Annotated in this window: 7 protein-coding genes; 5 read left to right on the top strand and 2 right to left on the bottom strand. The window is 34.0% G+C overall.

Translation table 11 applies throughout. The annotated features are described in order from the left end of the window. Window positions 1-19 precede the first annotated feature (19 nt). Both FLAK523_RS05575 and FLAK523_RS05570 read right to left on the bottom strand, forming a co-directional pair. Complete coding sequence (locus FLAK523_RS05575) at window positions 20-1,615, bottom strand: RagB/SusD family nutrient uptake outer membrane protein (protein WP_248907417.1); 1,596 nt, start codon at window positions 1,613-1,615, stop codon at window positions 20-22. Window positions 1,616-1,626: 11 nt separating this feature from the next. Beyond that, the gene (locus FLAK523_RS05570; RefSeq protein WP_248907415.1) at window positions 1,627-4,557 is read right to left on the bottom strand and encodes a SusC/RagA family TonB-linked outer membrane protein; all 2,931 of its coding nucleotides are present in this window, start codon (window positions 4,555-4,557) and stop codon (window positions 1,627-1,629) included. A gap of 346 nt (window positions 4,558-4,903) precedes the next feature. Here FLAK523_RS05570 and FLAK523_RS05565 point away from each other — a divergent pair, with 346 nt between their 5' ends. The 5 genes from FLAK523_RS05565 to FLAK523_RS05545 all read left to right on the top strand — a co-directional run bounded on the left by FLAK523_RS05565 (window position 4,904) and on the right by FLAK523_RS05545 (window position 12,670). Beyond that, window positions 4,904-5,923 (top strand): LacI family DNA-binding transcriptional regulator, encoded by a 1,020-nt coding sequence (locus tag FLAK523_RS05565; protein ID WP_248907413.1) that lies wholly within the window; start codon window positions 4,904-4,906, stop codon window positions 5,921-5,923. 258 nt (window positions 5,924-6,181) lie between these two features. Next, entirely contained in the window at window positions 6,182-7,543 is a 1,362-nt protein-coding gene (locus tag FLAK523_RS05560; protein ID WP_248907411.1) for an MFS transporter, read from the top strand. A gap of 118 nt (window positions 7,544-7,661) precedes the next feature. Further along, a complete protein-coding gene (gene pgmB, locus FLAK523_RS05555) occupies window positions 7,662-8,321 on the top strand; it encodes a beta-phosphoglucomutase (RefSeq protein WP_248907409.1) in 660 nt (219 codons plus the stop codon). 89 nt (window positions 8,322-8,410) lie between these two features. Then, window positions 8,411-10,717: a glycoside hydrolase family 65 protein gene (locus FLAK523_RS05550; protein ID WP_248907407.1), complete on the top strand. Its 2,307-nt coding sequence runs from the start codon at window positions 8,411-8,413 to the stop codon at window positions 10,715-10,717. Between the two features lie 117 nt (window positions 10,718-10,834). Next, window positions 10,835-12,670, top strand: a complete 1,836-nt coding sequence (locus FLAK523_RS05545) for a glycoside hydrolase family 13 protein (RefSeq protein WP_248907405.1) — start codon at window positions 10,835-10,837, stop codon at window positions 12,668-12,670. Window positions 12,671-12,707 lie beyond the last annotated feature (37 nt).

Genomic DNA, 12,707 nt, shown 5'->3' with positions numbered 1-12,707 from the left:
TCCCTCATGGGAATTTAAATTAATATCCAGTATTTTGAGTCAAATTAGTATTTGTGTTTAACTCTGATTGAGGAATTGGAAACAACTTGTATTTATCATCAATACCAGTACCATTTTGAGTATTCCCTTTCCATTCCCAGTTGTATGAATTTCCAGTAAATTTTCCAAAACGAATTAAATCCTGTCTTCTATGACCTTCCCAATACAATTCTCTAGCTCTTTCATCTAAAACAAATGAAGAAGTTAAATCTGTTGTAGTAATAAGTGCTGCATTAGCACGAGTTCTTAAAACATTTACATAACCCACAGCTGTTGCTTTTGAAGCAGTACCAAAACCTTTAGCGGCTAATTCAGCATACATTAAATACACATCGGCTAACCTTAATAATGGAAAATCTGTATCAACATGTGTTTGATTACTTCCTATAGATCCTGTTGATGTTTTGTTACTGAATTTTTTAACTTTTAATCCACCAGAACCAAAAAAGTCAGATACTGAACCAATTGTCAAAGGTGAAGAAGAATCAAAAATGGCTCTTTTATCTGTTGCTCCAGTTAAATTAGAAAATACGTTTGCAAATTCTTTTCTAGCTGCTAAACCATACCAACCACCATCAACACCCATTTCTGAGTTCCAACCGCCAGTAGAAGCATGAATTATAAATGTAGTCCCTCCCCAAGTTTTAGTCCTAGTTCCGTCAAATCGAATTGGAAAAATGATTTCGTTCTGAACTGCAGCTCTATCATTATCTGCAAGAAATAAATTGCTATACGGAACATTAGCTATACTATAAGGAGAACTTATTATTTCATTGATTACCGTAAGTGCTTCTGCATCTCTATTTACTGTTGTATAAACAACTGAATTTAAATACAATTTTGCCAATATCATTTTTGCGGCAATTTGATCCGCCCTACCATATTCATTGGCTTTCGCTGGTTTTAAATCAGCATTCATTGCTTTTAACTCCTCTACTAAGTAATTGAAAACAAAAACTCTGTCTTTTTCAATAGGCTTTGCACCAACAGCTGATTCTTCAGTTGCGAAAGGAACTTTTCCAAACAAGTCAACCGCATGGTAATAAGAAAGCGCTCTTAAAAATCTTGCTTCGGCTCTAAACGTTTTAACTTCTGCTTTTAATGACGCACTTACACCTCTTGAATCCAGTTTAGCATCAGTTGTTTCTCTTAAAAACTCATTAGCAACTCCTACCTGAAAAAACACTCTTGAATAGAATGCTTTAACAAATCTATTATCGGCATTCCAAGTATTATTATTTAAATCCGGTAATGTAGGATCACCCCATGAAACCATAGCTTCATCTGTTGGTAATTCCTGAAGTTGCCAGTACCCTCTAAGATATTGACCAAAACCTTCATCTATTCCCTGAATATCTGAATCACCATCAGGACCTTTTTGACCGGTAACCGCTAATCCAGCATAGATTTTTGCCAAAAATTGTTTGTAAGAATCTGGGCTTGAATAAAAATCCTCAGATGTAAAATCATCGTCGTCTTTTGGCACTACATTTAAATCATTAGTACAAGAGGCAAAAAATGCAAACAGCCCGAAAAGTACAAGCAATTTAATATTTATTGATTTTATTTTTTTCATGATATTTTATATTAAAAATTGAAGTTTAGTCCAAACATGTACATTCTGGCTCTTGGATAGATTGTACTATCTATACCTCTTTCATCTATCTTTCCAAAAACTTCAGGATCCATCCCTTTGTAATTTGAGAATGTCAATACATTTTGAACTCCTGTATAAAATCTCAAAGTGGACTCTTTAGTCCCTAGAGGATTTTGGAATAAATAACCTATTGTAATATTATCCAATTTTACCCAAGAAGCATCTTTTACATAGTAATCAGATTCAACTCTTTTTTGACTGAATAAGGTATTATTAAAATCTACCGTAGTATTATTAATTGCATTGATGTTGTTGTCTGAAATACTTTGCGAGATAAAACCTCTGCTTGCATTAACATTATCAAAAACATAGTTTCCTAAACTAGTTCTCCAAGCCATAGAAAAATCCCATTGTTTGTAATTATAATTCGTTAGCAATCCCATTGTAACATCAGCATTTGGCTTGTTAACAGCATGTTTATCCAATGAAGTGATTTTACCATCTCCATTATTGTCAACATAAACCCCTTCTATAGGACGACCGTTTGCATCATACACTTGCTCATATAACCAAAATGATGATGGTGCTAATCCTTCTTTGTGAATTTGTGTATATTGATCCAAACCAACAGAACCGGTGAAGTATTCTAATCCATTCAAATTAGTTATCTCAACTTTATTATAGGCGATATTATAATTAAAACTTAAATTAGAATCTTTAGATCGAATTGCATTAAAATTCAAACCTAATTCAGCTCCTTTTGACGTTAGATCACCAATGTTTGCACCACCAGCTGTTCTGAAATTTTGCAAAGCACCTTCAGGAACAATTGCATAAAGATCTTTGGTTACTTTATTATAAACATCAATCGATCCAGTCAATTTATCATTAAACATTCCAAAATCTAAACCTACGTTATAAGTGGTAGTCTCTTCCCATTTCAAATTCTCATTATAACCTACTGGTTTACCCAATTGATAATACGTATTTCCGAAAGCATATGTTGCTCCTGATGGCGAGCCACTAAGATTGTAACGCTTGAAATAATCATATTCTGAAGGAATAGCTTGTTGACCTGTAACACCCCATCCTAAACGTAATTTTACGTCACTAAAAACTTTAGACTCTTTCAAGAAATTTTCATTTGACATTTTCCATGCTAATGCCACTCCAGGGAAATTACCCCATCTGTTTTTTTCAGAAAACCTTGAAGTTCCATCATGTCTGTAATTTACTGTAAGCAAATATTTGTCGTAAAAATCTAAATTTAATCTAGCATAATAAGCCTGTAAATTCACCCCTGGGCTAGTTTCAACATCAGGTTTTTGCTCGGCAATAGGTAATAAAGTATTTGACGAACTGAATTTCTCCAATTCAAAATTTTGATATGAATATCCAGTTGTAAAATCAACTTTAGTATTCTCGTATTTTTTATTGTAGTTCAAATAACCGTCCAAAAGAGTGTTTTCGGTATTTTCCCATGAAGAACTGTTATTTCCTAAAAGCACTGAATTATAGATTCCACTTCTGGCATTTCTTTCAGTAACATCAGTTCCTTTCTTTTCATTTTTATCTATACCTGCATTAACAACAGCTTTCAAATTATCCACAAAATGCAATTTATATTCCATTTGAACATTTCCGTAGATTCTATTGTTTCTATCCCAATTACTTCTTTGATTTAATAAACCTACTGGATTAGAAGCACCAAATGTGGTATAATTTCCAGGTGAATTTAAAGTGTATGATTGATGATATCCTCCAAAAGGAGATGTTGGATCATATACAGCTTGAGTAGGATCGGAAGAAATAGCTGCTCCAATTGCTCCTTCATCAGCAAATCTGTTTTTTTCATATGCATAATTAGCATTTACTTCAAAATTCAAATGATTATCAAAGAAAGAAGGTGTCAATGACAAACCAACAGTTTTTCTATCATAAGCAGAAGTTGCTAAAACTCCATCAATTTTTGTATATCCTAATGATAATCTTGTAGGCATTACACCTAACAAATTCCCTCTCATAGACAAATCATTAGCAGAAGTTACGCCATCATGAAATATTTCGTCTTGCCAATCTGTATTACTTTTTCCTAATAGACCCGTACGAGTTGGAACGTAAGTAGTGATCAAATTTCTAAATTCATCAGCTGAATACACATCCGCTTTTTTAGCAACAGTATTTACAGTCGTTAATGAATTGAAAGAGTATTGAACACCGTCTTTTTTAGTACCTTTTTTAGTTTTAATTAATACAACTCCATTTGATCCACGAGAACCATATATTGCTGTTGCAGAAGCATCTTTTAAGATTGAGAACGATTCAATATCATTTGGATTAATAGATGAAAGTCCCTTATCAACTGGCAAACCATCTATAACTACTAAAGGATCATTCGAAGCATTTAACGATGCCCCACCTCTAATACGTATTGCAGCCCCATCTCCAGGACGACCTCCTTGTGTCACAACAACACCAGCAACTCTACCGTTAATTAAATTTTCAGTATTTGTTATAGCACCTTTATTAAAGTCTTTAGAAGAGATTAGAGCAACTGAACCTGTCGCATCTTTTTTCCTAACAGAACCGTAACCTACCTGAACTACTACTTCATTTAAAAGGTTTGCATCCTCTTCAAGAGAAACCTTTAAATCTTTTTGCGCATTATAAGTAATAACTGTGTTTGCATATCCAATAAAAGAAAAAACTACTTTATCCCCTTTCTTAACATTTGACAATTGAAATTTTCCGTCAAAATCTGTTGAAACCCCGTTTGAGGCTCCTTGTATATTTACATTTACTCCTGGTATTGGTTGTCCTGATGCTTTATCAAGAACTGATCCGCTTAGGGTATTCTGAGCCAGAATACTAAAAGGTAGCAGAAGTAATAAAAATAACAACTTTTTATAAATTGTTTTCATACTTTTTGTTTAAGTTAATTTGGTTTTTATAAAATTTTACTCTTACTTCGAATGTTAAATTTATGTAAATATTAACACGTTCGACAAGACCCCTTGTTTTTTGGACTACGAAAACGTGATAGTGTTGAAAACTTTCTTAATTCTCTAAAAAATTAATGGGAAAATTGCCATTACTAAAAACAAATTCTATCTTTATTACGAAATATATTTTTTTCAAATTCATAATTACAAAATGCATATAATTGCATTTCAATTCAATAATAAATAAAGAAATCCTAGGTAAAATTAGACAGCCTAAATTGCTATAAAATCGTACTTAGCTTAATTTCAATACAGTATCTTCAATATGAAAAGAAAGGTTACACTTAAACAAATCGCCAAAGAACTTGATGTGTCTATTTCTACGGTATCAAAATCCTTAAGAAACAGCTTAGAAATTGGCGAAGAAACCAGATTGAAAGTACAAGCATTTGCCAAATTTTACAATTACAAACCCAACAACATAGCCCTTAGCTTAAAAAACCGTAAGACTAAGACTATAGGTATAATAATTCCTGAAATAGTACATTATTTCTTCTCTACAGTTATTAACGGAATAGAACAGGTAGCTAATGAAAACGGATATAGTGTTATCATTTGTTTGTCTGACGATTCTTTTGATAAAGAAGTCCTTAATATGGAAATGCTAGCTAATGGAAGTATAGACGGCTTCATTATGTCCCTTTCTAAAGAAACCCAACTTAAAGGTGACTTTCACCATATTACCGAAGTGATTAACCAAGGAATGCCAGTGGTTATGTTCGACAGAGTAACCAATGAAATACTTTGTGACAAGGTAATTATTGACGATAAATCAGCGGCCTATGAAGCGGTACAAAGCCTAATAGACAAAGGCAAGAAAAAAATTGCACTTGTGACAACAGTAGACTATGTAAGCGTAGGAAAACTGAGAACTGATGGGTACACCAAAGCTTTATTAGACAACGACATCCCTTTTGATGAAGAATTGATTATAAAAATTGAAGATGTAGACACCTGTGAAATCATAATTAGTAAATTACTGGAGGACAAAGCCATTGACGCCATATTTGCAGTAAATGAGCTCTTTGCGGTTACTTGTATTAAAACCGCACATAAAAAAGGAATCAGAGTTCCTGAAGACTTGTCCGTTATTGCATTTACAGATGGTATTATTTCTAAATATTCTACCCCAACCATCACAACTGTAAGTCAAAACGGAATAAAAATGGGAAATAAAGCTGCTAAAATGCTTATCGAAAGATTAGAATTGGAGGAAAAAGAAGAAGAAAACTATATAACAGAAGTAATTGAAACTCATTTGATAGAAAGAGAATCAACAACATAAATTTAATTATCAATTAATTTCAGACAGCTAAAAATCAAATTGTTAGTTCAAAATCATTAAGAAATTGGATTTAATACAAAATGTTATTCACACTATCACGTTGTAGTTGAAATTATAGAATATAAAATAGAATTAGCCCTAATAATTAACTAATTACTTTTATATATTTACCACATCAAAGCTTTTACTTTTACTTCGAAAAACAAGTTAAGTTTTGATAAGCATCGCGCTTATCGTATCAATTTATAAATTACGATAATGGAAAAGCGTAAATTAAGTTTCTGGGAAATTTGGAACATGAGTTTCGGTTTCTTAGGAATTCAGATGGGTTTTGCCCTTCAAAATGCCAATGCCAGCAGAATTCTTCAAATTTTTGGTGCTGATGTCCACGAACTGTCATGGTTTTGGATTATCGCTCCTTTGATGGGACTTATTGTACAACCTATAATTGGGTATTACAGTGATAAAACATGGGGTAAATTTGGACGAAGAAAACCATTCTTTTTAATAGGAGCAGTTTTAGCTTCTATTGGACTAATCTTAATGCCTCAGGCCGAAATATTCATTGCGTTGTTACCAGCGTTATGGGTTGGTGCCGGAATGTTAATGATTATGGATGCTTCCTTTAATATTGCTATGGAACCTTTCAGAGCTTTAGTGGGAGACAATTTAAGGACTGATCAAAGAACACTTGGATTTAGCGTGCAAACTGCCTTAATCGGTTTTGGTGCCGTTATTGGTTCTTGGCTGCCTTACGTCCTTACTAACTGGTTTGGTGTTTCTAATAGAGATGAAAATGGAGGTGTTCCTATGCATTTGATTTTATCATTTGTAATTGGTGCTATCATTTTAATTGGTTCTATTCTAATTACCATCTTTACGACTAAGGAATATTCTCCTGAAGAATTAGCTCAGTTTGAAGACGAAATGGCGCAAGAAGAGACTATTGAAACTGCAACAACTAAAAAAGAATCGAGTTTATTAGACATTTTTGAAGATTTCAGAAAAATGCCTACTACAATGAGACAATTAAGTTGGGTACAGTTCTTCTCATGGTTTGGTCTATTTGGAATGTGGGTATTTACTACTCCGGCAATTGCACATCATATTTACGGCTTACCAATTTCCGACAGTAAAAGTGAAGCCTATCAAAACGCAGGTGACTGGGTTGGTGTCCTTTTTGGAATTTACAATTTAGTTTCCGCTTTCTACGCCTTTGCTTTACCTTATATCGCAAAAAAATTGGGTCGGAAATTAACACACTCCCTTTCACTGTTTATCGGTGGACTAGGTTTAATATCCATTTACTTCGTACCAAATGAAGACTGGCTTATCCTATCAATGGTAGGTGTTGGTATTGCTTGGGCAAGTATTTTATCTATGCCTTATGCCATTTTAGCCGGTTCCATTTCTCCAATGAAAATGGGAGTTTACATGGGAATTTTCAATTTCTTTATCGTTATCCCTCAAATTATCAATGCCTTAATTGGAGGTCCATTAGTTAAATACGTTTACCATGACGATGCAATTTTTGCGTTAGTGACGAGCGGAGTAAGCTTTTTGATTGCTGCTGTATTAGTAGTAAAAGTCAAAGATGTGGATGACGTTGTTAAACAATAAATTCAAAATGTAAATCCTAATATTATTTGGGAGAGAACTATTCGAAAAAAAACTGATGACTTATATATTAAATGAAGTTATCAATTTTACTATCCAATAAAATACAAATAGAATACCGATGAAAAAGAAAGCTTTTATATTCGACCTGGACGGAGTGATTGTCGACACAGCTAAGTACCATTATTTAGCTTGGCAAAAAATTGCGACTGAATTGAATATTAATTTCACATTAGAACACAATGAACTTTTAAAAGGCGTGAGCCGTGTACGTTCCCTTGATATTATTCTAGAATTAGGCAAAGTGGAAGCTTCACAGGAAGACAAAAACAGATGGTTAATTCAAAAAAACGAAGAATATCTAACCTATTTGGTGGATATGGATCAAAGTGAGATTCTTCCAGGAGTGATGTCAATATTAAAATTTCTTAAAGAAAACAATCAGCCTATTGCATTAGGCTCAGCGAGTAAAAACGCAAGACCTATACTGGAAAAAACAGGAATCATCCATTATTTTGACGCAATTGTTGATGGTAATGATGTTACAAATGCAAAACCTGATCCTGAAGTTTTCTTGATAGCCGCAAAATTATTAGGGACAAGTCCTGAAAACGCTATAGTTTTTGAAGATTCAGTAGCGGGAGTTCAAGCAGCTAATATTGGAAAAATGACAAGTATCGGAATTGGGGAAGAAGCCGTTTTGCATGAAGCTAAATACATCTTTAAAGATTTCACGCATATTGAAATGAGCTTTATTGAAAATCTGATTGAGAAAAAATAAAGAAAGAAGAGAAACGAGGAAGGAGAATAGCTGTCATCATAAACAACTATAAACTCTTAAACCTTAAACTTTTAAACAAGAACAAAAAAATGAACCAAGATTATATAAAAGCAGACAATTGGTCCATCATTGAAGAAGGATTTGATGCAGAGAGAGTAAAGTCGTCTGAAAGTTTATTCAGCATTGGTAACGGGGCTATGGGGCAACGTGCTAATTTTGAAGAAAACTATACTGGAGACACTTTTCAAGGAAGTTATATCGCTGGAATATATTATCCTGATAAAACAAAAGTAGGTTGGTGGAAAAACGGATATCCTGAATATTTTGCGAAAGTATTAAATGCACCAAATTGGATTGGGATTGAAATCGAAATAAACGGTGAAAATTTTGATTTAAATACGTGTAGTGAAATAAAAAACTTTCGTCGAGAATTGAATATGAAAGAAGGATGGTACCATCGTTCTTTTGAAGCTACTCTAAAAAACGGAACTGAGATTGCAGTAAATGTACGTCGTTTTCTTTCTTTGGATTTAGATGAAGCAGGAATCATCAATTATGAAATCACTCCTTTGAACAAGGATGCTAAAATAATTTACAAACCTTATATTGATGCTGGTGTCACTAACGAGGACGCCAACTGGGACGAAAAATTCTGGGAACCATTAGAAGTTAAAAAATCAGCAAACGAAGCTTTTGTTACGGCACAAACCTTTAAAACTCATTTTAAGGTGACCACGTTTATGCATAACAGCATAATGGAAAACGGTGAAAACATCAATATTTCTCCTTCTGCAATTGACACATTAGCTGATAACATTCAATTCAGTTACGATGTGATTGTCGCTCAAGGCAAAAAATCATCTATTCAAAAAATAGGTGGCTATACCGTTTCTTTAAATCACGAAAACACGCTTGCGGCAGCTGAGAAAACAATTCAAGAAGCTGTAGCAAAAGGGTACAATCAATTGTTGCAAGATCAAATTGCTGCTTGGGCAAAAATTTGGGAAATGTCAGACATTACTATTGATGGAGATGTAAAAGCACAACAAGGAATCCGATTTAATATTTTCCAATTAAATCAAACCTATTTAGGAAAAGACAGTCGATTGAATATTGGCCCAAAAGGGTTCACTGGTGAGAAATACGGTGGTTCTACTTATTGGGATACTGAAGCGTATTGTATTCCGTTTTATATGGCTACCAAAGACCAACAAGTAGCACGTAATTTATTGACGTATCGCTACAATCAGTTGGATAAAGCCATTGAAAATGCCGAGAAAAATCTAGGTTTTAAAAACGGAGCGGCTTTGTATCCAATGGTGACTATGAACGGGGAAGAATGCCATAATGAATGGGAAATCACTCATGAAGAAATTCATAGAAATGGAGCCATTGCTTTTGCAATTTTCAACTACTATCGTTTCACTGGCGATTACTCTTATATTCCTGAAAAAGGACTGGAAGTATTAATTGCTATCGCACGTTTCTGGCACCAAAGAGCCAACTTCTCTAAAGACAAAAATCAATATGTGATTTTAGGGGTTACAGGGCCAAACGAATACGAAAACAATATCAACAATAATTTCTATACCAATTATATTGCTAAATGGTGTATTGATTATACACAGGAACAAATTCAGAAAGTGTCTCTTGAATATCCATCAGACCACAAGAGAATTATCGAAAAGGTGAAACTATCCGATACTGAACTTCAAGAATGGAAAAAAGTAGCTGACAATATGTACTTCCCAAAATCATCAGAACTTGGAATCTACTTACAACAAGACGGCTTTTTAGACAAAGATTTGGTTCCAGTTAAAGATTTGGATAAATCACAACGCCCAATTAACCAAAAATGGTCTTGGGACAGAGTGTTGCGTTCGCCTTACATAAAACAAGCCGATGTATTGCAGTGTTTTTATTTCTTTGAAGAGCATTTCTCTAAAGAAGAATTGAAACGCAATTTTGAATTTTACGAATCCTTTACGGTTCATGAAAGTTCGCTTTCACCTTGTGTGCATTCAATTCAAGCAGCCGTTTTGGACAAAATGGATATGGCCTACACTTTCTATTTACGAACTTCCCGTTTGGATTTAGACGATTATAATAAAGAAGTAGAAGAAGGATGCCACATCACATCGATGGCAGGAACATGGATGAGCATTGTGGAAGGTTTTGGTGGAATGCGCGTAAAAAACGACGCTTTGCATTTCTCTCCAAAAATTCCAAAAGAATGGGATGGATATTCTTTTAAAATCAATTTTAGAAACCAGATTTTGAAAGTCATTATCAATCAAAATGAAACCCAATTTACATTAGAAGGCTCGAAAGATCTTACTGTATATGTAAATGGAGAAGCGGTAGTTGTTGAAGCAAATAGCGTGGTTACAACATAAATTAAGTTTTTTATTATTGAATTAGAAAACCCTTTAAGGCATTAAGTTAGATTAAGAAACACCAAAACCTTAATTATCTTAATGTCTTAATTGTTTAAAAACCATTAATTACAAAAAATGAAAAATATAATCTTTGTATTCCTTTTTATCTCCTCATCAATTTATGCTCAAATTGACAAAATAGAACCGCCATTTTGGTATGCAGGAATGCACAATCCTGAATTACAAATTATGTTCTACGGCAAAAATATTGCCCAAAACGAGGTTTCCGTTTCCAATGAAATGGTCATCACAAACATTCGAAAAACCGAAAATCCTAACTACATTTTCGTAACTATCGATACCAAAGACATTCCGGCTTCTGATTTTGTTTTCACTTTCAAAAACAAAAACAAGGTCACATTCACCAAAAAATATTCCTTAAAACAAAGGAGAGAGAATTCCGCTTTACGCAAAAGTTACGATGCCTCGGATATGATGTATCTTATTATGCCCGATCGTTTTGCTAATGGAAACCCAAAAAACGACAGCGACAAAACCCTCGCTGAAAAGGCTGACCGAAACAATCCTGGCGGAAGACATGGCGGCGATATTGAAGGTATTATTAAAAACTTGGACTACATTGCGTCATTGGGGGCTACGGCCATTTGGAGTACGCCTTTATGCGAAGATAACGACAAGACTTTTTCCTATCATACCTATGCACAATCTGATGTGTATAAAATCGACCCTCGTTATGGAACTAATGAAGACTATGTTCGTTTAGCGTCTGAAATGCATAAGAGAGATATGAAATTGGTTATGGATTATGTAACGAATCACTGGGGAATCGAGCATTGGATGATGAAAGATCTACCAACAAAAGACTGGATTCACCAATTTGAAAATTATACCCAAAGCAATCATAAAAAATCGACTATAAGCGACACGAATGCCGCTACAATAGATAAAGAAATTTGTTTAGACGGATGGTTTGTGCCTACCATGCCCGACTTGAATCAATCCAATCCATTGGTGTTAAACTACCTGAAACAAAATGCAATCTGGTGGATTGAATATGCCGATTTAGACGGTTTCAGGGTAGATACTTATAATTATTCTGATCCAAAAGGAATTGCCCAATGGACCAAAGCCATCACGGATGAATACCCTAACTTCAATATTGCAGGTGAAATCTGGATGTACAATCAGGCACAAATCGCCTATTGGCAGAAAGACAGTAAAATTGGAGCCATCCAAAATTACAATTCGAATCTACCAACTGTGATGGACTTTACTTTACAGGATGCTCTAGGAACCGTTTTTAATGATGATGAAGCAACTTGGAACAAAGGAATTGTGAAATTGTATGATAATTTCTCTAATGATTTTTTATATCCAAACACAAACAACATTCTTGTTTTTGCTGAAAACCATGATACCAATCGCATCAATGAAATCTACAAAAACGATTTCAAGAAATACCAAATGACCATAGCTTTGATTGCCACCGTTAGAGGAATTCCACAGTTGTATTATGGTAGCGAAATTGGGATGAGCGGGGATAAAAACATAGGAGATGCGGACATTCGCCAAGGCTTTCCTGGAGGTTGGAAAGGAGATAAAAACAATGCGTTTTTAAAAACAGGAAGAACACCGGTCCAAGAAAAGTATTTTGATTTTACTTCCAAATTATTCAATTGGAGAAAAACCAATGAGGCAGTACATTTTGGAAAAATGACGCATTACATTCCTGAAAACAACGTTTATGTATATTTTAGATATACCAATGAAAAAACGGTAATGATAGTAATGAATAATGGCACAACCAATCAAAACCTAAAAACAAAACGTTTTCAAGAGAACATTAAAATTTCAAAAACTGGAAAAGATATCTTATCTGGAAAATCATATAATTTAGAAAACGAAATCACATTGGAAGGAAAATCAGTTATAATCTTGGAATTGGAATAATTTTAAACCATTAAGGAATTAAGTTTTATTAAGAAAA

The organism is Flavobacterium sp. K5-23 (assembly GCF_023278045.1).
Lineage (GTDB): Bacteria > Bacteroidota > Bacteroidia > Flavobacteriales > Flavobacteriaceae > Flavobacterium.
This window is presented reverse-complemented; position numbering and strand designations above follow the sequence as displayed.